This window comes from Burkholderia sp. Ac-20392, assembly GCF_017104585.1.
In the GTDB taxonomy this organism is placed as follows: domain Bacteria; phylum Pseudomonadota; class Gammaproteobacteria; order Burkholderiales; family Burkholderiaceae; genus Burkholderia; species Burkholderia lata.
The window spans coordinates 47,215-69,820 of sequence record NZ_JAAGPB010000005.1 but is presented as its reverse complement, the minus strand read 5'-3'; the positions used below and the strand labels follow the sequence as shown (position 1 = coordinate 69,820).

Sequence of the window (22,606 nt, the reverse complement as noted above, 5' to 3'; positions counted from 1 at the left end):
ATGGCCGCACCGCAAACGTGCCCTATTTATCACGCTCGCCTTTCCGTTGTCCAGCGCAAAATACTCACTGAGTAAAACATATGCGGCTACCATTCGATGAACTATTTGCCAACACCTCAACCGAAGTGCTTTCCAATGAGGCGCGTGTCCCTTGCAAACCGAATTCGGACAGGTCCGGAACAACGACGCTACCGGAACGAGAAAACCGGATTGCGGATTTGCGAGACTTCTTTGCAGCCACAGCCCTTCAAGGATTGCTTTCAAGGGATGCCGGACGCAACATTACAGCAATCCCAGATTATGAATCCAAGAGAGCGGCAAGCGCTTACAAGCTTGCCGACGCAATGCTAAAAGCGCGCTGACGAAGCGACGTCAGCGTCCGAGCGGCTCACTGAGTATTTCGCTCGGTGAGCGTAAGAACCTATCAGGTGTGCGATTCACGGACATCGTTTCACTTTTTAGTGCGCCGTTTCCATTGCGTGCCGGAGCTCGAGGCCCCGTTAGGGAGACGCGAACTCCAGCACGAGCCGGTGATGTTCGGCGAGAGTCTTGTCGACGCGCCATTCGCGGTGTCGAATTCGCTCTTTCGATTCGTCGTAGGCACCGCCCACCTCCTCCGCGAGAGGTGTGACTGCGCCCAACTCCGCGATACGGTCGATGGGCGTCTTACCACCAAGTGAGCCGTGCGGGCGCCGCCAGTTGTAATCGAACTGCCACTCCTCAATGCGTTGGTCGATCGCATCCTTGGTCGGCGGATGATGCGACCAGAATTCGTTGCGGTCGGTGAGCTGTGAACGCTCGACCTTGCCATTGAGGTGTGGCGAGCGTGGCAGGATCGGTCGGAATTTGATGCATTCGCTCATCAAGCACCGCTGCACCGACTCGGCGAAAAACTCACCACCTCGGTCGGTCTGGATACGCTGGATCGGGAACAGCATCTCCTAAATCACGCGATCAAGAAAAAGCAGCGTATTTCGGGCATTTCTGCGTGGGTATATCGCCAGTACCCGGAATCTCGAACAGTCGTTGATCGCCGTTTATTGGTACGCACCTCGAGCGATTCTCGTCGTGTCCATCTGGACGCGGTCTCCAGGCACCGGTCGGATATAGCGTTTCGGCTGCGCCGGTCGCTTGGATCGAATCAACGGCTTTGCGCCCGCCTCGCTCAAGATCTGGCGAATGGTCGCGACAGATAATTCTCGTTGCTCGTGCAGTCGCAAATCATCCTGGATACGCCGTGCGCCTTTGCGTTCGACACGCAATCGGAGGATCGTCGCCCGATCAGCCGCGGAAACCTACTGGTTGGAGCTGCGGCGTGGACGACGGCTGCGAGACTGGAGCCCCGCTTTTCCAGCTTCCTGATTGCGGCGTAGCCATCTGCGAAGTGTCGGTCGAGATATGCCACATCCCGCGCACACGAGGCCGGCATTGCCGGTCTCGTGATACATGCGTACCCAACGTAATCGCGCGGCGATTTGTCAGTCCATCGCTTCATTTTAATTGAAACGATGTCTATGAATCACACATATCAGTAGCCGCGCGCGACGAGCTTTGACCGGGTCTCAGCATCCTCCACTCAGCGCACAATCTCTCGGGAGGCCCTACCGATAAGGGCGACTAGGGCGGCACGACACGCGGTCATCGCAACCCGTCGGGGACCTAGAATTACGCAGCCAGCAAGCGCCACACCGATGGCCGTTCCTGTTGGACCGGCTATGGACGGCAACCCTATCCCCTGACCAGAGCGTGATTTCCGCTGTAACACTTCGATTAAGTGACAACACGCTGACAATTCGGCGCGTGTTGCGGCCATGTGAGCAAGGATTGCCCGACGCTTTGATTCCAGCGAGGCATCGCCATTCTTACGCTTCATCAAAGGCGCTCCTTAATGGCTTGGATGTCACGCTGCAACTCGTCACCGATAACGGAAAATGTGCCAAGCTCTTCGCGTGTGCGCACGACAATGAACGTGCCAACGGCTGCAAATATCCAGAATCCCGCCACGGTCCACGCCGTTTCGATCAAGTACGGCGTCTTCGCGGCACTGACGATCGCTGCGATGCACACGAACGCAAGCCCGAACATAGCGCTTAGTCCGAGCACTGCATACAGTATCAAGTCTCGCAAGAAGCGCCGTTTGGCCAGATCGAACTCGACTGCTGCAAGGCTCGCGTAATCAGACAAGCGCAAAACCGAAAATCGCGCGACGTTCTGCCACTTCCTCATTGTTGAGAACCAAATCATGGCGTGCTCCGGTGCAGGCCACTACACACCGCGTGCCGATGGGCAACGGCCGATCAACGCTTTGACCAAAGCGCACCGATGACAAAGCTCACCGCCGCGATAGTCAACAGTGTCGTGACAGGATTATTGGCGGTAACGTCGCGCACCTGTTCAAGCGCCTCGCCGTAAGATTGCTGAGCCTTGCCGGCCACTTGACGCAACTTTCCCTCAAGCTGCATCTCGGGATCGCCGACCGCGTCGCCGACCGCTTCTTGTCCCTTGCCAGCCAGATTGCGTACGATACCGTCCGTTTTTTCAAACATATTCGACCTCCGGTTCAATTGTATTACCCAAATCGAGCTCTCAAAATCGAGCTCTCAACCCACCTAGATACAGTTCTACTACATCGACAACATCATCCGATTTCCTATGAGAAAGTATAGAGACAGCATAGGATCGCGAATCATATTCAAATGCACTGGGATCCTTAGTGCATTTGTGGGGGGCACGACAATGCAGCCGCCTGCACGTTGCCTTCACTGTCGAACAGAAACCTCTGCGTGTACTTTCCGAGTATCGGACGAGTCTCCGACTCACTCGAGGGCTAACGCGCCACCATACGAAGGGGTCGGTACGCGGACGGTCTTCCGAAATAGCGGAAAACCGCCACGCGCGCGTCGACCGCCGTTCCTCATCGGCTAATCAAACAGTTACTGAACATGGAACTTGGGTGACGTGGCAACAGTCCCGCTGACCGTACAGTCCGGCGTCAATACAGCATTGTTGAATGTCAACGAAGAGCTCGGATCGTTCCATGCCGTCACCACCTTGCTCGGACCGCAGGTGCCGAGCAACGTAACATTCACCTGAGCGTTATTGATCGAAAGTTGCGTCGTGTTATCTGCTTGACCGGTCCACGGCGACCCACTACTTGCACTGCCGCTAATTAGGCCGCATGTCGCACCGCCCGCGAATGTCGTCGACGTGATAGTTAAGATGCCGGTCGACGTGATCGTTCCGTTGAAGGTGGACGTACAGGACGCGTTGATTGACCCTTTGCTGAGGCTTGTGATGCCCGATGCGGAAAAAGGCTCGCCGTTCGGGTTCATCGGCTGACCGTCGGCCCGCGTAACGGTAACTGCGAAAGCAGGCGCGGCCGAAACCGCGGTGAAAGCCACTGCAGCAACAAGCGATACGATTTTGCGAATGCTCATTTGAACTGCCCTCTCTCTTCACAAATGGCGGCACGCCGCCAGGAACGCGACCTCCCGGCCGAAAAGGTCCGGCCAGCCAGTCGCAGGAAGCCGCCGACGCGCGTCATGCGCACCGGTCGGCTCAGAACTTGTAGGAAATCCCGACGAACGTGATCAGCGGGTCAGCCTTCAGCCGCGTGCGCGTGGTGGCCAGCGTCGAGCCGTCGGCCGCCTTGATCACGAGCGACGAGTAGGTCTTCAGCGGCATGTAGGTCAGCGTCGCCGTGAGCCCCCAGTGCTTGTCGATCGCATAGCTCGCACCGACGTTGTAGACCGGCGTGAACGACGACGACGCCTTGCCCTCCACCGACGTCGGCCCCGGCTTGCCGGCACCGGCCGCAAGCACGCTGCCGAGGTTCTCGTTGATGTCCTTCGCGAAGTTGCCGTTCAGCTCGATGTTGCTGAACCAGCTGTAGGCCACGCCGATCCCGACGAACGGCCGGAACCGCGCGGTCGACGAGTTGAAGTAGTACTGCAGAATGATCGTCGGGCTCCACTGCCGCGCGTTCTTCACCGCCGGCTGGTTCGCCGGGTTGTCCATGTTGACGCTGCCGAGCGCGCCGGCCGGGCCAGGCGGCCGGATCGAGCCGTGCCCGGTGAGCGTGAACTCGGGCGGCACGCCGAGCACCGACGTCACCGCGATATGGTCGGTGAAGAAGTGCGTGAGCGTGAGGCCGACGGTATCGGCGTTGTTGACCGTCAGGCTCGTGCCCGGCGACGTGAACGACCCGGGCAGGCGCAGCGGCCCGTTGATCGGCATGCCGGCAAGATTCGTCGTCAGCCCGTTGGTCGAATCCTGCGGCATGATGTGCAGCCAGCCCAGCGTCGCGACGTTGTCGCCCGCCTGCTGGGCCGATGCGAGCGTCGACACGCCTGCGACGACACCCGCGACAATCAGCTTCTTCATGAAGTCTCCCCTCATTCTGTCCGGGCGCCGCGCATCTGCGCGCGGCGCCACCGTGTCTCCATCCAGGCGTGCGTCACTGCACGAATGCGCCGACCGTGAAGTACGGGTTGCTCGTATCGTTCATGTCGAGGAACCCGAATACGCCGCCGGTGAACACGAACTTGCCGGTCGCCGGCCCCGACGCCGCATCCGCATGCACGGTCGTGACGACACCGGGCACCTTCTGCGTGTAGTCGAGATTCAGCGCACGCGTGAGCGCGGCCTGCGACGCATTGAACGGATCGAGCAACGTGGCCTGCGCGCCGACGAGCGCGGTCGCGCGGTAGTTGAACGCGCTGTCGACACCCGTGTACTCGCCGTTCTGCGAGCCTTGCGCGATCGCCGTCTGCGGGCTCAGGAACGAGATGCCCGATTCGTCGTCCGCGCTCGGCGGGCCTTGCGTGAGGTCCGCGTTGGCTGCACCCGTGCGGATGAAGATCGGCACGAGCTGGTTGCGCAGCTTGCCAACGATCAGGATCCCCTTGCCGGCCTTCGCCGGATCGACCGCCGCGAGCGTCGGCTGAATCTGCGGCAGGTAGTTGAGCGACTGGAACGCCGGCGCATCGGGCCGCAGCGTGAACGGCTGGTTCACGGTCGCGCTCGATGCAAGCGGCTGCCCGCCGTTCTTCTTGCCGAAGTTGTCGGTCTCGACGTAGCTGCCGTCCGCGTTGATCGTCACCTGCTGGTCGAGCGCCACCGGCTGGAAGCTCTGCGACGGCACCTGGTGATAGCCGAGCTGGTTGTACTTGCCGGCGATCTTCGTCAGGTCGGTTTCCAGCGACGAGAAACTGATGAACGGGTAGTACGGGAACGTCGTCTGCGGAATCTTGCCGACGCCGATCACGCCGTTGAACTGGATCGTCGCGCCGGGGATCGCGCCGCCCAGCACGCCTTCGCCGAGGAACAGCCGCGCGGGCCGGTTCGGGTCGAGGCTCGCGTTCTGCATCCGGAACGTGCACTGGTTCAGCTTCACCGTCGGCAGCCCCGTTTCGTCGGCCAGCGTGCCGTCGACCACATTCGCGGGGGCCGTGTCGCGCGTCGGCTGCACGGTGCCCGCGGTGGTCGGCACCGGCGACGCGAGGTAGGTCATCCGGTACGTCATCTTCGTCGTGTCGAGCTGCACCTTCACGAGCTCGCCCGATCCCGACCCGCCGATGAACACCGTGTTGTAGTCGATCGTCTGCGGGCACAGCCGGACCACCGGTGCGGGCGGCGGGTCGCCGTCGCCGCCGCATGCGGCCAGCACGGGTGCGAGTGAAGCCGCAGCCATCCATTGCTTCAAATTCATAGGAATCCTCTTGAAATTCGATCCGCCGGCGGCGACGCATGCGCCGCCGGTGTTACGTGTTCAATGCAGGGTTGGTTACTGGACGAACGCGCCGACCGTGAAGAACGGGTTGACCTGGCTGTTGTTGACAACCATCGCGTAGACGTTGCCGGCCGTCACGATCCAGCCCGTATCGCCCTTCTTGAAGATCGCCAAGTTTCCGTTCGCGCCCTTCGCGATGAAGTCGCTGTTGGCCGTAACTCCGACTTTCCCAGGCGATACCTGTGCATAGTCCAACCCAAGCTGTGCTGTCACTGATGACGTTTGCGGATCGATCAATGCAGCCGAATTGCCTTGGAAGAGCGCCGACGTATAGTTTGCCGCGATACTCGACACCGCAGTGCCGTCCGAACAGTTACCTGCCGCCGGCAAAAAGAAAGTGCCATCGTACTTGCCCGGTAGGTCTGGATGTGACTTATTTCTGTCGAAGCTCGGCCCCGAATTTCCAGGTGCCCCCGACGGCCCATTGGACGTAACGACACCACATGCCGAGGCGCTCGTCGCACCGATAAATCCGCCTTTCAACACGTTGCTCTCGACGGCTCTCGCGGGTGTAAGTATTGAAATGCCCACCTCCGCATCAGCCACCGACGCAAGAGGGTTATTAGCTGCCGCATAAGAAAATCCGACTCGAATGACAACTGGCACCAACGCACCGTTCAGCTTTCCGACGATCATCACTCCGTGCGCCTGACTTGGTGTAAGAATCACGAGAGGTTGCTCTTGTCCTGCCGACGGATACGGCATCCCCGTTAGCGGGTGACTGACAAACACATTGTCTGGCGTACCGTCCGCGTTCTTGCGCAACGTCCATGGCATTCCGGTTGTCTGACAGGAATAGTCGCTGTCTTGCGTAATCGTGCACGAGCCGTCCGCATTGAGCGTCTGGTTCCAGTTCACGACGTCTGGCTGCCAACCCTGCGGCACAGTGGTCTGGAAAGAGGTGCCAGTCGGCGAAAGATGAAGGCCAACCTCGTTGTACGCGCCGGCCACCTTCTCGAAATCCGTTTCGATGCTGCTAAACCCGATGAACGGGTAGAAGTCAAACGTCCGCGACGGCACCGCTCCGAGAACCACGCCCGGTACGAGTTCGATGCCCGAAAAGGCGATTGTGGCACCTGGAATCCCACCACCCACGATCCCATTACCGACGAACAGCATCGGAGGATCTGAGCGATTTATCGTTATCGCGTACGCACCATCACTCGTTGCACCACTGTCGAGCACGAACGCGCAGCGATTCTGCTCTGGTGTTGGGAGATTGGTCGGGTGATGGAACGCGCCGCTGATCGTCAGACCAGCGCGCGTGTTGTTGATCTGTCCTGCCGTGGTCGGTACCGACGAGTCGACGAACTGCATCTGATAGCTGAGATTCGTCGTGTTGAATTTCACTTTGATGTACTCGCCACTGCCGGCCCCCCCCGTATACGTCGTCGTGTAATCGAGCGCGTCCGGACATAGCTTTGTTAAAACGGGTGGCGTAGTCTCCGCGCCGCTAGGCCCGCATGCGGCGCCTGAGCACTGCGGCACGTTAATCGGCCCAGGGTCATCCCCCCCGCCGCAAGCGGAAATGAACGGTCCCAATACCAGCCCCATCACTGCTAGCCTTTTCCACGCAGGTATCACAATCATTGCTCGCTCCTCATCGGGCGCGAATACCTTCGCCCCTAACGGCCCCTAGCCCAACAATCACCGCTACACACGCTCTCAGCGAGACAGCATTCGTCCCGACTCCAGAGAGCCGCGTCGTGAAGGTGCCCTTCTAAGATCGTATGAAATCTACCTGCGCTTTTTCCATCTGTCGAAGAAGACATCCGTTTTCCCGTGCATGACGGAAATCGGCTCGCAATTCTGCCTAATAACGAACACCCATATATTTTCCCCAACCTCTTGGCTATTCGATCTCTTTATATGCGACGGCCTTGTTGACGCGACTATGATTTGCCAGCCCGATCATGTAAATGGACGAAAGATTCCAAACAACGGAACGCCGGATGACGCAAGGCACGTAACGAGGCAATGGTTATTTCAAACACACCCCACCATCCAAGAATAAGAATTATCTCAGGAACCCAAAGCGGCAGAATTTGTATTATTTTTTAAAATACATTTTCTAAAAAAAATGTAACGTATTATTTTCAAATTAACGCCCCCACACCAATGTCATCATGATTATCGACAGAATTGCATTTAACCCCGTTTATATTGAAGCACTCGTGCCGTCGTCAATCTCGACCTCCTTATGTCCCCTTCGAGCACTTAAGGTTTCGATGGCAAGAGCTTTGCTCATTGCAGACGCAATCTCTTCGGTCACATGCGATGGAAGCGACTGGAGTTGGCCCAGTAGGAATCGGCATTACGTCAGCTAAGATTTCTGAGAGTCCTTTAGAGACAGGAAGTTGTGAAGTCAGCGATATTTCAGCACACTACAGGCAAATCGCACCTGTCCATTGCGCTGGGCGCGGAAGCCGTGCGCGCTGGCAAGAGCGTCTACTTCGGCTCGCTGGCCGAGGTCGCCAACACGATGGCCAAGGCCGAGCGGGAAGGCAACCTGGCGCAGCGCGTGCGCTTCCTTGCCCGTAACAGCCTGCTCGTCGTCGACGAGATCGGCTACCTGCCCATCGGCTCCAACGGTGGCAATCTGTTCTTCCAGATCGTCAACGCCTGCTACGAGCGCTGCGCGATCATCCTGACGTCTAATCGCAGCTTCGGTGAATGGGGCGACGTGTTCGGCGACAGCGTGGTGGCTGCGGCGTTGCTCGACCGGCTGCTGCACCACGCGATCGTCGTGCAAATCGAAGGCACATCGTACCGCCTGCGAGAACACGCCGATCTGCTGCCGGACCATCTGCGCAACCGTCCATCTTCCCTGAACCCCGTGCCCGCTGAACCGGCTCGCCGGCGTCCGGGCCGCCCCCGAAGGAATCCATTCGATCACGTCGCCGGTTGATCACCGTCCGAACAGGGTGGGGAATTTTACTTCGACACTTCGGGGTTGCGGACAAAATCTTGGACTACCTTGGAGGTAGTTCATGTATTCGTACGAAGACCGGGTTCGAGCGGTTCGGCTCTACATCAAGTACGGTAGGAGCGCGGCGGCAACTATTCGCGAGTTGGGATATCCCTCGCGGAAGAACTTGGCACGATGGTACCGTGCGTTCATTGAGGTTGGCGATTTGCCGGCGGGCTATCGCCGCTCCAGGCCACGATACTCCGCCGAACAGAAGCAGATCGCGGTCGAGCATTATTTGAGTCATGGCTGCAATTTTGCCGCGACCACGAGAGCACTGAGGTATCCGTGTCGCGCAGTGCTGGCCGCGTGGGTCCACGAGCTGCGCCCTGATATTCGGAAACGTCTTGTCAGCAATGCTCCGAATGTGCTGTCGTCCCCAGCGTTGAGGCAGGCAGCGGTCATTGAGCTGTGCACCAGAGACGAAGGTGCACGCGTGATCGCGGAAAAGATAGGCGTGAGCAGGCCGACGCTATACAACTGGAAAAATAAGCTACTCGGTCGTGAGGCTCCGGCATCCATGAAACGCCATAAGAATCTGGCATCGGCCCCTGAGCGGGCAGAACTGGAGCAGCAACTGGAATCGCTTCGACGCGACATACGACAGTTGCAACTCGAACACGACATCCTGAAGAAGGCCAATGAACTGTTAAAAAAAGGTCTGGGCATCGACCCGCGGCTCCTGAGCAATCGGGAGAAGACGACGCTGGTTGATGCCCTGAGACGAATCTATGCACTGCCAGAGCTGCTCGCCGTATTGGGTCTTGCCCGCAGTTCCTACTTTTATCATCGCGCACGACTGCTTGTCGCTGACAAGTATGCTGGCATGCGTCGCGTCATCACAAACATCTTCGAACTCAATTACCGTTGCTACGGCTATCGCCGGATACGCGCGGCACTCGGTAAGCAGCAGGTCTTCATATCGGAGAAAGTCGTGCGACGTTTGATGAGGCAAGAAGGCTTGGCCGCTGGCAGTTCCCGCCGGCGTCGCTACGGCTCCTATCAAGGAGAAATAGGCCCCGCGCCAGAGAACCTCATCAATCGTGATTTCCGGGCGGCAGCGCCGAATAAAAAGTGGCTCACCGACATTACGGAATTTCAGATTCCAGCCGGCAAGGTGTATCTATCGCCCGTGATCGACTGCTTCGATGGGCTCGTTGTCAGTTGGTCGATCGGCACGCGTCCGGACGCCGATCTTGTGAATACCATGCTCGACGCAGCGATCGAGACGGTGGCCGACGGCAAACACCGTCCAATGGTCCACTCCGATCGCGGTGCGCACTATCGCTGGCCCGGGTGGCTCTCACGGATGCACGATGCCAAGCTGATTCGCTCGATGTCGCGCAAAGGTTGCTCGCCCGACAATGCGGCATGCGAAGGTTTCTTCGGCCGGCTGAAAACGGAGCTGTTCTATCCCCGGGGCTGGCAGGCTACAAGCATCGAACAGTTCATCGAAGCGGTCGACTCTTACATCCGCTGGTACAACGCCAAGCGGATTAAGATCTCGCTTGGCTCACTGAGCCCGCTCGAATACCGGGAGAGCCTCGGACTCGCGGCATAAACCAGTCCAAGATTTTAGCCGCACCCCCTTCTGGGGAAATTACGTCCGAGGTTGACACCCACTCGAAGTGACAATGTAGGGAGTCGCTTTAGCGTGGTCATTGTCTTGCGGACCTGGTCTCACAGGTCTGTCGTGCCGACGACGCCCCCCGTCTTCAGTAGCACTGGGCTTTAGAGTCCGGGCGGGAATTCAACGCTTTCTCCGCCAGTTTCCGGGCGTAGGATGTGGGCGTTAATCCGCCCAGCGATTTCTTCGGCCGCTCCTCGTTATATTCCCGACGCCAATCCTCGATCACGACCTTGGCGTGCGACAGGCTGGTGAACCAGTGTTCGTTCAAGCATTCGTCCCGGAAGCGCTCGTTAAACGATTCAATGTAGGCATTTTGGTTCGGCTTGCCCGGCTCGATCAGAAACAACTTCACGCCCCGCTGATGCAACCAGGTCAGCATCGCCCGACTACAAAACTCCGCGCCGTTACCGGTCCGAATCGCCTGCGGCAAACCGCGATGCACGGCCACGCGATCCACAATGCGCGTTAGCCCATGCCCGCTGATTGCACGCTCCGGCACAATGGCCACAGCCTCATGCGTTGCTTCGTCGACCACGGTCAAACTTTGATCACGCGGCCTTCCGCAGTTCGGTCAAACACAAATCCATCGACCAGACTTGGTTGGCCGCTGACGGCCTCCACAGTGGTTGACGGTCCGAGGCCGGCACCTTTCGGCGCACCTGCAATTTCTCTTCTGCATACAGCCGCTCGACCCGCTTGTGATTCACCCTCTGGCCCGACTGCCGCAGCTTCAGATAAATCATCCCCGCGCCGTAACGGCGATGCCGCTGAGCCAGTGCCACAATCTCAGCGCGCAACGACACATTGTGATCCGGAGCGGGCTGATGAGGGTAGGCGCTGGCGCTCATGCCGATAACCTGCAAGGCCCGGCGTGCACTCAGGTCTCGCTGCGTCATATGGCGCACCACCTCTCGGCGTGAAGGGGCGCTAACCACCTTTCTCGCAACGCCTCGCGCGTGACCTCGTCTTCCAGCAGTGATTCGGCCAGCAGCTTCTTCAGCCGGGCGTTCTCGACCTCCAGCTCCTTCAGGCGCTTCGCGTCGGACACGCTCATGCCGCCGAACTTGCTGCGCCACAGGTAGTAGCTGGCTTCCGAGAAGCCGTGCCTGCGGCACAGCTCCTTGATCGGGATCCCCGTCTCCGCCTCCCGCAGGAAGCCAATGATCTGCTCTTCGGCGAACCGCTTCCTCATGTCCAATCTCCTGACTACTTGATTGGACTCTAAATCGTCGCGCTACTCAAATCGGGGGAGACGTCGCCGAGAATCTTGTCGACCATCTTTATTTCTACGTTTCTATTCAAGTTCAACTACCGCTTTCGACTTCCACTAGTACGTTTTCCAGCGCGTGCTGGCGGTCGACACGACACACAGACCCGTTTGCGACGAGTGTCATGACGGTAAGCGATGAACTTCGCACCGCACTCAATACACTTCGTACACGATAGATCTCCATTTTCGACAAAGCGAATAAGCAACCAAGCCCTTGTCATGTCGAGAGAGGTACAACACCCTGCAACATAGCACCGTTCACTGTACAGGCTGTATGCCTTCACCAGAGCATCTACCCTAGAACACTTGGCTTTGAATCGTAAAAAACTATAGATAGTATAAAACAGTGACGCATGAATATTCGCAATCCAAGTCAAGTACCAATCGCTTGAAAACGGAAGCAAGCCTTTTGGTGGGGACACTCCTCTAACCTCGCGATATAACCTCAAAAGTCGATCGCGTGGCATTGCTAGCTCGATCTCTAGCATTTGCGGACGAGCACCCAAACGAATCATTGCCACGGCGTCTAGAATATCTTGCGCGCCATGGACCAGGCCATCCGAATTTGAGTCGCTATTCACGTAGCATCCTGAACGTGTGGTTCAGAACTTGCGAGTGCCGCTGCAGCATGTAAGTGGGCGATCTCGGCAGACGCATGTGATTTCGAGAGCGCCAAAAACGTTCCACATCGATTCAAACGCAACACACACACGAGCTGCCCCGCGGAGGCCAAATTCATCATTCGTTTTATGGGAAGCTCCTCGATTACGCTGGCAATCTCCGGCGTCACACCGAGTCGAAACATCGCCATCGCACGGTCTGATTTCAGTAATTTTTGGGCCAACCATAGGTAAGAAATATTCAGATCTCTTATAGCATCGTGTTCGTCAAGAATGTTCATAATAAACCTTGATTGCAAGTTGAGCCGAATCAATCTAATAAGGCCAGCCTTTTATCTCGGCAATTAACAACAAATATTATTCAATTCCGCCTTCATCAATCAATGAATTCGATACCAGTTCGTAACATAAAAAATATCCGCACCACCATAATGCTGCGACCACATGAATTTTGTCGTATAGTCAATGTTAAAATGATTCGAAGATATAAATTTTCAATTTCTTAAACTTTAAAAAATCCACCAATCTTACAATTAGTACTACGATTCATATGACCCTCCGCAAAACCAGTGTTGATGATGGTGATTCAGTTGTAAATCAGACCAATAGGGCGACGTAGATCGTCCAAAGGTCTTAGGACTATCATAAAAGGTCGCATAAACGTGGCAATTTTTTAAGAATTAATCTGCGAGATATTTGAATTTTATGAAGATACTGATCATGAGTGACCATCCAATTTTGCGAGACGGAATCACCGCCCTGCTGCGTCAGGACAATGACAAGGTGATTGTCCGTCACGCGCATGATGTTGATGAAGCAGCGACGACCCTAAAATCGGACGGAGATCTTGATACTGTAATATTCGATATACAACGAAATGGAATCAATGACTTGAATTCTTTGTCGTCTATTACGCATTCGCGGGAAGATATCCGCATAATCGTACTGTCGCCCTCTGAGAAACCCGAAGATGTTCGTGCTGCGTTTGCGCAAGGAGCTTTTGGTTATGTGCCGACATCTGCCGATACACATACGCTACTCTCTGCCGTAAAGATGGTCCTCACCGGTGAGCTCTATGTACCTCCGCTGCTACTAAAGCGTGCGGCGCCTTTGTTCTCCCAGGTCTCCCAATTAACGCCGCGCCAACTTGATATACTAAGATGTCTTGGTGATGGAATGCCTACGAAGGTAATCTCTAGAACGCTCGGGATATCTGAAAAAACGGTCAAGACGCACATTACCGCGATTTTCAAAGCACTGAAAGTAAGAAATCGCACACAAGCGGCGACCGTAGGGCGATTAGCAGGCCTGATATGAGTTCGCTTCTTCCACGAGGAACGCTGAATGCCGCACTTGCGAACTAGTCCGCTGAGATTTTGATAATGATATTTATTTAGCCACTTTAATCACGGATTTAAACTCACTCGACCGACACAACGCGATTAAAGTACTGAGCAGAAACGCCTTACTGTCCTAGGTCGTGTGTCTTTGAGATACGGACCACATGGAATTCAATTTACTGGCGATCGCTATGACATTTGAGACGCTATCGACCATGCCTAGCGCTCACGGATAGCCTCACTAGTGAGTCAATAGCGAACGAATGCAGCAAGGTTCTAGCGGCACCATGCATAACGCTCGATAGGCATCTTCCGCGGTCAAATTGGCATTGTTTGGCTAGCGGGCATGTGTATACGAGCGGCGCACCCTACCAAGATATCTGGTCAGCCTACGTCTCGACGATACATAGTCACGACGCACGCACCACCCAGTCCGATGTTGTGAGCTAACGCCAAACGCGCGCCCTCGACTTGCCGACCGTTCGCCTCCCCCCGCAATTGCCAGACTAGTTCCGCACACTGCGCCAGTCCAGTTGCACCGAGCGGATGCCCTTTCGACAACAGTCCGCCTGATGGATTGGTAACGACCTTGCCGCCGTATGTGTTGTCGCCATCACGAATAAACTGCTCAGCACCGCCCTCGGGACAAAGTCCCAGCGCCTCATAGCTGATCAGCTCATTACTTGTGAAGCAATCGTGCAGTTCAACGACGTCAAGCTCCTCTGGCCCGACTCCGGCTTGTTCATAAACCTGTCTAGCCGCAGCGGCTGACATGTCAAACCCGACCATCCGAATCATTGATGCCGGCTCGAAGCTACTCGGGTAATCCGTGGTCATTGCTTGCCCCGCAATATAAACAGTGCGCGGATGCCCATGACGCTTCGTGAATTCGTCCGAGCATAGCACCGCGCAAGCGGCACCACAGGTCGGTGGGCAACATTGGAACCGCGTGAGAGGATCGAAGATCGCACCGGAGTTCATTACCTGGTCTAAGTCGAGTGGTTCACGGAACAAGGCATAAGGGTTGCGGGCTCCGTGCTTGCGTGCCTTTACCGAGATCATCCCAAACGTCTCTCTATGGACATCGTAGCGCTCGATATACTCCTTTCCTGCGCCCCCAAACATTCGCACGGCGAGCGGAGCAGATGTCCCGCCTTGAATTGAATCTGCAACCGCGAGATGGCGCTCAAGGGGCGAATCGCGGTCATTAAACTTTGTCGTCAACGCGCCCTTTTCCATTTGCTCGAATCCGACCGCCATTACACATTCGGCAGCACCGCTTTCGATCGCCTGCTTTGCAAGCCATAGCGCGGTAGAGCCCGTTGAACAATTGTTGTTGACATTGATGACCGGTATGCCCGTCATACCAATATCGTAGACCGCACGCTGGCCGCAGGTCGAATCACCGTAGACGTAACCGGCGTAGACTTGCTCGATCTCCTCGTACGAGATTCTTGCGTCGTCGAGTGCCAGCCGCGCGGCTGTCGTAGCCATCTGATGATACTGTAGGCTTGCACCCGGCTTCATGAACGGTACCATACCAACCCCAATGACATTCACGCGACGATTCATGTCGTACTCCTTTTCGAGCTTAGAAGATTTTCATCACACGCAGCTGCACACTGTAACTGTTCTTAAAGCCGCCCTCTGTTGAGATTGCCTTGCCGAGCATGCCGGCAACTTGCCACGTCGGCGTCAGCATGTGACTCGCAAACAGTCTCAATTGACTTGTGCTAGTCTTTTGTCCTGTGTAGGCGTCGTTCACATACTGCTTTCCACCGAAATTACCCGCGTAACCGACCGATACTGATGTTGCCGGGGTGAACTGGTATCGCAGGTAGGACTGCAATTCGATTGACGGTCGCACCGAAATGCGGTAACCGCTATTGTCGTGCCCTGGTTGAGCAGCAACGTCGACGGCCACATCGAGGAAGAGGTTCCGCCCCAATCCTTGGATAACGCCAAGCTGCGGTGTGAACACAACTGTTCCAGCACCGGCTCCAACTCGGCCGTAATCATATTTCCCGGTCGGTACGGAAAAATATGCAGTGAACCCAACGGTTGTTCCGTACTGAGGATCCTGACGGTTAACAAGGAACGCAGTTGCGCCAAATGTGAGGTCACCGAGCCCGTTGTTGGTCGGCAGCGGGCTGCCGCCAACTTTCACGTCGGTCAGCTTCGCGAATGGAAGAAATGCCTGGAACGCCACAGGAACCCCGCCGATCTGGGTGTAGTGCAGCACCCGAGCGATACCGACGGTTTGGTCAAGACTAGAGTCCGGTACTCTGCCAACTCCATCAAGCCGAAAATTGCTGCTTGGTGTATAGCCGATGTAGCCAAGCGCAAGTGTGGTTCCAGGCGGCAGTACCGTGTAATCGGCCGGAAAGATGTCAATTGCCGATGCGGCCTTCGAGAACGCCAACAGAGAACATACGGCCAGAGTTGACGGCGTCAACTTCACCTTCATGTCTCACTCCATTTAATAAGTGATCCGAAATGGTCGACTCGTGAACTATAATTCATGAATCTATTGGAGCTGCTTTTCTATCCCGGCGTTGACTCGTTTTTAAGCTTCACTTTCACGTCTGGCTTAGAAATCTTGCCGACCTTTGACCGCGGGAGATCGTCCCAAATCTCGATCTGTTTCGGCGTCTTGACGCTTCCAATTCTCTTTTTTACGAAATTTTTCAACGCTTCTGCGTCAATCTGCTTACCGTCACGTGGCTGGACAACTGCAACTACTCGCTCACCCCATTTTTCGTCCGGCACTCCGATCACCGCACAATCACGAACGTCCGAATGAGCAAGCAGCGCCTGCTCGACTTCAATGGAGTAGACGTTAAAACCTCCCGTGATAATCATGTCCTTCGCACGATCGACGATGAATAAGTAGTTGTTTGCGTCAAGATAACCTACGTCGCCGGTGTGGTGCCAACCGAAAGCCGATACTTCCTTTGTTGCTTCGGGGTTTCGGTAATAACCCTTCATTACCAATGACCCTCGTACAACAATTTCGCCTTTCTCCCCTATTGGTAGCAGTCGGCCTCGGTAGTCCATGATTCCCACCTCGACGAGTGGTGTTGGCCGCCCTGCCGACCCCAGTCGCTCAAGGGCGACTGTGCCGTCGGCGTTATAGTGCTCCTCAGGCGGGAAAGTTGATATCATCATTGGCGCCTCCGTCTGGCCAAACAACTGAGCCATTGGGCCGATCCGTTCAAGAGCTTCTAAGAGACGATCGACAGATATGGGCGCGGCCCCATACCAGAAACACTGCAACGAATCGATGCACGTTGACGGCAATTTGGGATGATCAAGCAGCGTGTAGATCACTGTCGGCGGTAGGAAGGTATGCGTAACCCTTTCGCGTTCAATCGCAGCGAGAAACTCGCCGACGTCCGGATGCCGCATTACGACGATTCGACCGCCAAGTGTCATAATCGGAAAGCACAATACGCCAGCGGCATGCGTAAGTGGCGCGAAGGCAAGATAGACCGGCCGGCCGTCGAACGGGTAACTCATCAAAGTCAGTGCCGTCATCGTTTCTAAGTTGCGCTCGGATAACATGACACCTTTTGGTACTCCTGTTGTACCACCCGTACCAGGCAACATCACGACGTCGTCTACAGGTTCTCGCTCGAAGGGTGTGTCGGGCAGATCGCCGAGCCAGTCATGGAGACTCCGCGCGAATGGTAGCGCTGCGTCGAGGCAGATCACTAACCGTAGTGCTGGCAGATATGGCAGCATTTTCTCGACCATCACCGCATACTTGCTGTGAAACAGAAGCGCACGGCATTCGAAGCTTGCGAGTACAAATCCATTCTCGGCAACTTCATTGCGGGGATTGATTGGACACCAGACACAGCCTGCACGAGCCACACCGAATACGCACGAAAACGCAACCGGATCATTGCCAGACAGGATGGCAACGTTATCACCAGCAGCGACATCGTCGCGTACAAACGCGCGTGCGACTCGATAAGTCAGACGCTGCACCTGGACATATGTGAGCGTCTCGTCCTCGGTGACAAGGCAAGGTTGATCGGTGCCGAGCGACGCCCCCTTGTCGAGATAACGGGTCAAACGCATGACGATCCTCCCGATAAGTGCGGTGCGTCAGTCTTCAATAGTCAGAACAGGTTTCATCACTAAACCAAAACTGCGCAACTGCCCGAGCAACTCGCGATGACCAAATGCCTGGCACCCGGACGCGAAACCAATTTTCTTCGGTGACGTTTGTAGTAATGACATTGCCGCATAGGCCTGCAACAGTCCTGTCTGCTTGTAGTTGCTGTTTCCGTGAATTACGCAGTGAGCACGCCCCAGTGGGCCGGACGCATAAACTGAATCAATTGAGCGATTGACGCGAGGATTCTCGCGCGGCGGCATACCGCTCTGTACCGATGCCGCTACCTTGCCGAGCGCCTCTTCCTGTTGCTCCAGCGGCAGTGTCTTGATCTGCTCTTCATAGAGTTTCACCGTAGCGATGACCCCTTCCATCACTTCGCGGGCAAATACTCCTGCCGCGACCTTTACATTTGCCACTCGGGGATCGTCTTTGAACCAGACCGGATGGCACGTCCCTCCCCAAGGTAACGCTAGACCCAAACCGTGTTGCCCGGGAATCACCACATCAAATTTCGTTGAGAGAGGCCATTCCTTGTATTCGTTCTGTTCGAGATAGTGCCACTTGGCTTTTAGGATTGTGAAGATGGTGGCGACCGATGCCGTGGTTGGAAATCCACTGAACAGCGTGAGTATGTCCAGCGTATCGAGCCCAGGTACCTCAAGGCAAAGTTGCGCAGCAATCTCGCCCGTTGTATACATGTGTGCGATGCCCGGTGCGAGCAGCAATTTTTTCAGCGCAAATGCTTCACCCCAGCGTTCTTTCGCGAGCATTACCCAATCTTGTTCTCCGGTGGTATCTGAATAATGGCAACCGGCGGCAAGGCACGCCTGGACCACTTCCGATCCGTATTTGATGAAAGGGCCCACCATGTTGCTTACAAAGCGTGCACCGCTGAACAGTTCTGTAAGCGCTTCGATATTGTGCTCGACACCTACGACGTCATAGCTTGCAGTTTCGATACCTGGAATCCTTTCGACCACCTCCTGGACTCTCGCCTTATCCCGCCCAGCGGCAATGAACGGTATGTTGTATTCGCGCAAATATTCGCAGACCAGACGGCCGGTATACCCCGACACTCCATAGACGACTACGGGCTTCTTGTTGCTCATGACTCCCCCATTAATGTAATCATCGCTTGCCGATTCACATACCCATGCCGCCGTCTATCGGCATACCGATACCGGTTATGAAACGGGCATGATCGGAACATAGAAATACGATCGAATCGGCGATCTCCTCAACCGTCGCAAGACGCCCGAGGGGCGTTTGCTCAACGACCGCCGACACTGCGCTGCCGACGTCTGGGGCGAGGCCATTCGAGACGATGTCCGACGCGAGCTTCATCCCCATCTCGGTTGGGGTAAGGCCGGGATATACGCAGTTCACTCGAATTCCGTAACCGAGCTTGCCTGCCTCCATTGCAGCTACCCGAGTCATCCGATCCACCGCAGACTTTGTGGCGGAATATCCCGCAATTGCGGGATATGCGATCGTCGCGGCGACTGATGACACATTGACGATTGCACCACCGTGTCCGGCGGCTCCGCCGGGGCGCATTGCCCCAAATGCATGCTTCAGCCCGAGCCCGACTCCGACAATGTTGATATCGCACATCCGACGCAAATCTTCAGCCCGAAGGTCGGAGATGAGCGATGTGATCTCGATACCAGCGTTGTTAATCAGGATATCGAACCCTCCCAACTCACTAACCATCGCATTGACAGCAAGTGCCCACTGCTCATCGTCGGTAACGTCAAGTGCCACCGCGCCCACACGTGTGCCTGTCTGTGCGATACCGCGCGCAGTTTGCGTTGCAACATCAACTAACACATCACCAAGAAGTACATCCGCGCCTTCTTGTGCAAGTGCCTGCGCCACACCCGCACCAATGCCGCGCGCGCCACCAGTCACTAGAGCTTTACGCCCGTGAAGCCTTCCATTTGTCATGTCTCCCTCCACGCTCCAAAGATTTCCGGACGGGGTCGCCGGCTCGCCTCCACAACGCCTAACCAACTGGAAAGTTTATTTTTACCAAATGGTTAGATTTCTTTGTGCGAATGTCAAGAATTTTTTTTACAGGCGTCCGCTTTTTCTTGACATGCACATCTTCGCTTTGCACACTGTGGCCTAGGTCTCATACGGCGCATGCGAGTTTGGGCACATGCGATGTGATTGTTGTGATTGATGCGAGGCAACGAAAGGATGATGAGGCAGGCTGAGACTGGACGCGTGATGGCGAAACAACGTTCTGCCAGATCGAGGCGTGACCCGATCGATAAGTACGAGGCACGCCGCGTGGAACTCGCGGAAGTCGCGCTACAAACTCTGTCGGAGCTGGGGTATGCGAAAACGAGTTTGCGCGAGATCGCACAAAAGTCTGAGTACACCCACGCGGTACTGCACTACTATTTTGAAGACAAGCTAGATCTCATCCGATGTAGCATTCGTCATTTCAAAGCACAGTGCGCGACACGCTATGATGCGGTGGTGGAAGCCGCGCAGTCGCAGGACGAATTGATGCAAGGCTTCCTCTGTAAGCTTGAAGAGACAATTCGTAATGAGCCGCAAATGCATAGCCTTTGGTATGACCTGAGGGCTCAGGCGCTGTTCGAGACCTCATTTCGGGACGTTGTTACTGAGATTGACAAGAGCCTCGAAGACATGGTGTGGCGCGTAATCACACGTTATGCGGAACTTGGCGGGAAAACGGTCTCAATTTCGTCAAGCGCCGCGTATGCACTGCTCGACGGATTATTCCAGAAGCACTTACTCCGGCACGTGTCGGATGATCCGAATGCCGTCCGAGACTTAATTGAGGAGGTCCGAGTCCTGTTGCCGAAGCTTGGATAGTATCTGCCGAGATCGAGTTATAAACGATTAATAAGCAGATTTCTAATAATCGCAGCGACGAAATTTCGTTGTTGATACCTCCGAGTACTCTCGGCAATTTTGCACTTCTTGTGAGATACGTGACCTCGGAAATATCCACAGTTGTTGCACGCGTTTCGGTTTAACTCGACTCGCGTCGGCGGCATCGGGTCGCATGATATTTTGGCGAAGTGATGAATCGAACTGACTTGCCAATCTGAAAGAAGCGCGTGAGAAGGAGGCCAAGAACTATTGGAACGTAACGACACGTCAATCGATCTCGCCAATTGTTGCATTACTCTTGATCTCCACCAAGCCACGAGCGCAATTTGAAATTGACCTCTATAGTTCGCCAAACGCTCACAAGAGCGCTTTCTTTAACATTCTAGTCCGTTGCGGAATTCCAAAATCATTTGGCGCTATGTCTTGCGGTAGCCCGTCGCGAAGAGTTTTCTCGTGAACTAATGGTCGATGTCGATCGAGTCGTAGAGTCTATTTCTCGCCTTTTCACCTACTGGCCGAGGCGCGTCACATCGATGCCGCGCCACGAGCCCACAAAGGTTCTAGCATGCAGTGGGGAGGAATGTTCTGACCGCCCTCGCCGATCAATGCGACGAATCGGGTTTCTTAGCGATAGTTTTGAGCCTGCGACCGGCGCGATCGCATTGGCCAGCAGGCAGAAGAAGAACGTCGCGAACACCCTTTTTCACGAGTATTCCCCGATGGTGCCGCGCGAATCACTTCCACCATTTAGCGACGGCCTCGACGTTAGATTCGGCTGGCGGTAAGTCAAGTCCATCACGCCACCACGTTGACGACTTTCTTCTCGACATTACGGTACATTTCCTCGCGCCCTCTTCCCAGTCGACACCGCTGTTCTTGAGGCCGCCCCATGCCACGCCAAGGATGTGCGTGTTGCTGCGGTTGACGAACCGCCCGTCATCAGCCGCGCACCGTGCGTCTGCGCCGACTCGAGAAAGCTCATCACGTGGTCGTATCTCTTGCGCGAATTGATCGGACCCATACTCGTGTCGGGTGACATCGGATCACCGGCGCGAATCGGGGCCACGCGCTCGACGACACGCGCGAGTACGTCGTCGTAAATGTAGTCGAGCAACAGCAGCCGCGAATTGGATTCACGCGACGGCCCTGTCAAGACAAATTCGTCCCGCACACTGCACTCTCCGCCGCTGCGTCCGGATCCGGAAACACGATCATCGGGTTCTTGCCCCTAGCTCGAGCGTCACGTGCTTGCCCCTGACTTCTGCCGCACTGCGCTGGGATCACTAGCTCCGTCGGCACGGCCCCGATCAGCGCAAGCTGCTTCACGTTCGGATGGCGCACCAGTGTATCGCCGACCTCCGCTCCCATGCCGTTGACGATGTTGAACACGCAGGCCGGGAATGTGTCACGCGCGACCTCACCAAGCACGAGCACGGTCAGTGGCGACGTTTCGGGCGGCTTCGCCAGCATGGTGTCGCCGGGTACGAGCGCGGTTGCGGCCCGCTCAGCGTGAATTCGATGGTGTAGTCGATGCAAACGGTGCCCGGCGCCATGTCGCGCGCCAATAGGTGGCATTGCGGATCCTTGTCATGACTGACGCTGACGTAGCCGAAGGCATCGACGATGCTCAGGTCGAACAGGATGCGGTTCGCACAAACTAGAGAGTCGACGAGCGCAGGGCCCGTCGCCTCTTGGAGATGGCCGGCATCGTCTACTAACGGCGCGCGGCTACCGGAATGGTTGTGAAGAGTATGCATGATGAAGGACCTGATTCTAGTGTGACGAAGGCTTACGCAATCACGTTCCGGCATCCATCGATGCTTACACTCGGCGGTCAGACACGTGTGGCGTTTTGCGCAAACATCTTGCAATCGTAGGATCGAGTCGAACACCGTCTATTATCCATATCCGACTATTTAGATACTCAATTTCTTGTGATCTGATGAATTACGAACAGTATTGGGCCAGGCTAAGTCGAGGATGAGCTGGA

At 55.9% G+C, this 22,606-nt stretch carries 18 protein-coding genes and 3 pseudogenes; 4 read left to right on the top strand and 17 right to left on the bottom strand.

The genetic code is table 11. The features are described 5' to 3' along the window. Positions 1 to 500: 500 nt before the first annotated feature. The 7 genes and pseudogenes from G3N99_RS01475 to G3N99_RS01445 form a co-directional block, all read right to left on the bottom strand. A pseudogene (locus G3N99_RS01475) lies at positions 501 to 1,448 on the bottom strand (IS481 family transposase). Positions 1,449 to 1,872: 424 nt separating this feature from the next. Next, positions 1,873 to 2,244, bottom strand: a complete 372-nt coding sequence (locus G3N99_RS01470; RefSeq protein ID WP_174989824.1) for a phage holin family protein — start codon at positions 2,242 to 2,244, stop codon at positions 1,873 to 1,875. Positions 2,245 to 2,297: 53 nt separating this feature from the next. Beyond that, positions 2,298 to 2,546: a CsbD family protein gene (locus G3N99_RS01465; protein ID WP_174989823.1), complete on the bottom strand. Its 249-nt coding sequence runs from the start codon at positions 2,544 to 2,546 to the stop codon at positions 2,298 to 2,300. A 387-nt stretch (positions 2,547 to 2,933) separates the two neighbouring features. Continuing rightward, positions 2,934 to 3,437: an activator protein gene (locus G3N99_RS01460; protein ID WP_174989822.1), complete on the bottom strand. Its 504-nt coding sequence runs from the start codon at positions 3,435 to 3,437 to the stop codon at positions 2,934 to 2,936. A 121-nt stretch (positions 3,438 to 3,558) separates the two neighbouring features. Continuing rightward, positions 3,559 to 4,383, bottom strand: a complete 825-nt coding sequence (locus tag G3N99_RS01455) for an OmpW family outer membrane protein (protein WP_071332061.1) — start codon at positions 4,381 to 4,383, stop codon at positions 3,559 to 3,561. Between the two features lie 73 nt (positions 4,384 to 4,456). Beyond that, complete coding sequence (locus G3N99_RS01450; RefSeq protein WP_206121428.1) at positions 4,457 to 5,710, bottom strand: DUF2957 domain-containing protein; 1,254 nt, start codon at positions 5,708 to 5,710, stop codon at positions 4,457 to 4,459. Positions 5,711 to 5,785: 75 nt separating this feature from the next. Then, positions 5,786 to 7,381, bottom strand: a complete 1,596-nt coding sequence (locus G3N99_RS01445; protein WP_206121427.1) for a DUF2957 domain-containing protein — start codon at positions 7,379 to 7,381, stop codon at positions 5,786 to 5,788. 796 nt (positions 7,382 to 8,177) lie between these two features. Here G3N99_RS01445 and G3N99_RS01440 point away from each other — a divergent pair. Next, positions 8,178 to 8,699 (top strand): annotated as a pseudogene (locus G3N99_RS01440) (ATP-binding protein); the annotation flags it as partial. An 82-nt stretch (positions 8,700 to 8,781) separates the two neighbouring features. Beyond that, positions 8,782 to 10,320, top strand: coding sequence for an IS3 family transposase (locus tag G3N99_RS01435; RefSeq protein ID WP_089497930.1), 1,539 nt, complete (start codon positions 8,782 to 8,784; stop codon positions 10,318 to 10,320). Positions 10,321 to 10,474: 154 nt separating this feature from the next. Here G3N99_RS01435 and G3N99_RS01430 read toward each other — a convergent pair. The 3 genes and pseudogenes from G3N99_RS01430 to G3N99_RS01420 all read right to left on the bottom strand — a co-directional run bounded on the left by G3N99_RS01430 (position 10,475) and on the right by G3N99_RS01420 (position 12,560). Next, positions 10,475 to 11,581 (bottom strand): annotated as a pseudogene (locus tag G3N99_RS01430) (IS3 family transposase). A 116-nt stretch (positions 11,582 to 11,697) separates the two neighbouring features. Continuing rightward, positions 11,698 to 12,240, bottom strand: a complete 543-nt coding sequence (locus G3N99_RS01425) for a FlhC family transcriptional regulator (protein WP_307873421.1) — start codon at positions 12,238 to 12,240, stop codon at positions 11,698 to 11,700. Continuing rightward, on the bottom strand, positions 12,237 to 12,560 hold the full coding sequence (locus G3N99_RS01420; protein ID WP_174985475.1) for a flagellar transcriptional regulator FlhD: 324 nt from the start codon (positions 12,558 to 12,560) through the stop codon (positions 12,237 to 12,239). The genes G3N99_RS01425 and G3N99_RS01420 overlap by 4 nt, the downstream gene beginning before the upstream one ends. Positions 12,561 to 12,999: 439 nt before the next feature. Between G3N99_RS01420 and G3N99_RS01415 the strand changes: the two genes are divergently transcribed. Then, positions 13,000 to 13,596 carry a response regulator transcription factor gene (locus tag G3N99_RS01415; protein WP_241011401.1) on the top strand — a complete coding sequence of 199 codons (597 nt, stop codon included), beginning with the start codon at positions 13,000 to 13,002 and terminating at the stop codon, positions 13,594 to 13,596. 407 nt (positions 13,597 to 14,003) lie between these two features. Here the strand turns inward: G3N99_RS01415 and G3N99_RS01410 are convergent, their stop codons facing one another. The 5 genes from G3N99_RS01410 to G3N99_RS01390 all read right to left on the bottom strand — a co-directional run bounded on the left by G3N99_RS01410 (position 14,004) and on the right by G3N99_RS01390 (position 19,692). After that, positions 14,004 to 15,191: a lipid-transfer protein gene (locus tag G3N99_RS01410; RefSeq protein ID WP_206121426.1), complete on the bottom strand. Its 1,188-nt coding sequence runs from the start codon at positions 15,189 to 15,191 to the stop codon at positions 14,004 to 14,006. A gap of 19 nt (positions 15,192 to 15,210) precedes the next feature. Continuing rightward, positions 15,211 to 16,086, bottom strand: a complete 876-nt coding sequence (locus G3N99_RS01405; protein WP_174985469.1) for a transporter — start codon at positions 16,084 to 16,086, stop codon at positions 15,211 to 15,213. Between the two features lie 77 nt (positions 16,087 to 16,163). Further along, positions 16,164 to 17,705 (bottom strand): AMP-binding protein, encoded by a 1,542-nt coding sequence (locus G3N99_RS01400; RefSeq protein ID WP_206121425.1) that lies wholly within the window; start codon positions 17,703 to 17,705, stop codon positions 16,164 to 16,166. Between the two features lie 27 nt (positions 17,706 to 17,732). Next, positions 17,733 to 18,854, bottom strand: coding sequence for a DUF5938 domain-containing protein (locus G3N99_RS01395; RefSeq protein WP_206121424.1), 1,122 nt, complete (start codon positions 18,852 to 18,854; stop codon positions 17,733 to 17,735). A 34-nt stretch (positions 18,855 to 18,888) separates the two neighbouring features. Continuing rightward, positions 18,889 to 19,692, bottom strand: a complete 804-nt coding sequence (locus G3N99_RS01390; protein ID WP_206121423.1) for an SDR family oxidoreductase — start codon at positions 19,690 to 19,692, stop codon at positions 18,889 to 18,891. 285 nt (positions 19,693 to 19,977) lie between these two features. Here G3N99_RS01390 and G3N99_RS01385 point away from each other — a divergent pair, with 285 nt between their 5' ends. Further along, positions 19,978 to 20,595: a TetR/AcrR family transcriptional regulator gene (locus G3N99_RS01385; RefSeq protein WP_206121432.1), complete on the top strand. Its 618-nt coding sequence runs from the start codon at positions 19,978 to 19,980 to the stop codon at positions 20,593 to 20,595. A gap of 1,170 nt (positions 20,596 to 21,765) precedes the next feature. Here G3N99_RS01385 and G3N99_RS01375 read toward each other — a convergent pair. Together G3N99_RS01375 and G3N99_RS01370 are read right to left on the bottom strand one after the other, a co-directional pair. Further along, entirely contained in the window at positions 21,766 to 22,086 is a 321-nt protein-coding gene (locus G3N99_RS01375; RefSeq protein WP_206121421.1) for an aldehyde dehydrogenase family protein, read from the bottom strand. Then, positions 22,053 to 22,373: a hypothetical protein gene (locus G3N99_RS01370; RefSeq protein ID WP_206121420.1), complete on the bottom strand. Its 321-nt coding sequence runs from the start codon at positions 22,371 to 22,373 to the stop codon at positions 22,053 to 22,055. The genes G3N99_RS01375 and G3N99_RS01370 overlap by 34 nt, the downstream gene beginning before the upstream one ends. Positions 22,374 to 22,606 lie beyond the last annotated feature (233 nt).

What these genes read in the sequence shown, in the direction of transcription:
- G3N99_RS01470 (WP_174989824.1), bottom strand. Translation starts at nt 2,244, where the DNA reads ATGATTTGGTTCTCAACAATGAGGAAGTGGCAGAACGTCGCGCGATTT.
- G3N99_RS01465 (WP_174989823.1), bottom strand. Translation starts at nt 2,546, where the DNA reads ATGTTTGAAAAAACGGACGGTATCGTACGCAATCTGGCTGGCAAGGGA.
- G3N99_RS01460 (WP_174989822.1), bottom strand. Translation starts at nt 3,437, where the DNA reads ATGAGCATTCGCAAAATCGTATCGCTTGTTGCTGCAGTGGCTTTCACC.
- G3N99_RS01455 (WP_071332061.1), bottom strand. Translation starts at nt 4,383, where the DNA reads ATGAAGAAGCTGATTGTCGCGGGTGTCGTCGCAGGCGTGTCGACGCTC.
- G3N99_RS01450 (WP_206121428.1), bottom strand. Translation starts at nt 5,710, where the DNA reads ATGAATTTGAAGCAATGGATGGCTGCGGCTTCACTCGCACCCGTGCTG.
- G3N99_RS01445 (WP_206121427.1), bottom strand. Translation starts at nt 7,381, where the DNA reads ATGATTGTGATACCTGCGTGGAAAAGGCTAGCAGTGATGGGGCTGGTA.
- G3N99_RS01435 (WP_089497930.1), top strand. Translation starts at nt 8,782, where the DNA reads ATGTATTCGTACGAAGACCGGGTTCGAGCGGTTCGGCTCTACATCAAG.
- G3N99_RS01420 (WP_174985475.1), bottom strand. Translation starts at nt 12,560, where the DNA reads ATGAACATTCTTGACGAACACGATGCTATAAGAGATCTGAATATTTCT.
- G3N99_RS01415 (WP_241011401.1), top strand. Translation starts at nt 13,000, where the DNA reads ATGAGTGACCATCCAATTTTGCGAGACGGAATCACCGCCCTGCTGCGT.
- G3N99_RS01410 (WP_206121426.1), bottom strand. Translation starts at nt 15,191, where the DNA reads ATGAATCGTCGCGTGAATGTCATTGGGGTTGGTATGGTACCGTTCATG.
- G3N99_RS01405 (WP_174985469.1), bottom strand. Translation starts at nt 16,086, where the DNA reads ATGAAGGTGAAGTTGACGCCGTCAACTCTGGCCGTATGTTCTCTGTTG.
- G3N99_RS01400 (WP_206121425.1), bottom strand. Translation starts at nt 17,705, where the DNA reads ATGCGTTTGACCCGTTATCTCGACAAGGGGGCGTCGCTCGGCACCGAT.
- G3N99_RS01395 (WP_206121424.1), bottom strand. Translation starts at nt 18,854, where the DNA reads ATGAGCAACAAGAAGCCCGTAGTCGTCTATGGAGTGTCGGGGTATACC.
- G3N99_RS01390 (WP_206121423.1), bottom strand. Translation starts at nt 19,692, where the DNA reads ATGACAAATGGAAGGCTTCACGGGCGTAAAGCTCTAGTGACTGGTGGC.
- G3N99_RS01385 (WP_206121432.1), top strand. Translation starts at nt 19,978, where the DNA reads ATGGCGAAACAACGTTCTGCCAGATCGAGGCGTGACCCGATCGATAAG.
- G3N99_RS01375 (WP_206121421.1), bottom strand. Translation starts at nt 22,086, where the DNA reads ATGCTGGCGAAGCCGCCCGAAACGTCGCCACTGACCGTGCTCGTGCTT.
- G3N99_RS01370 (WP_206121420.1), bottom strand. Translation starts at nt 22,373, where the DNA reads ATGCATACTCTTCACAACCATTCCGGTAGCCGCGCGCCGTTAGTAGAC.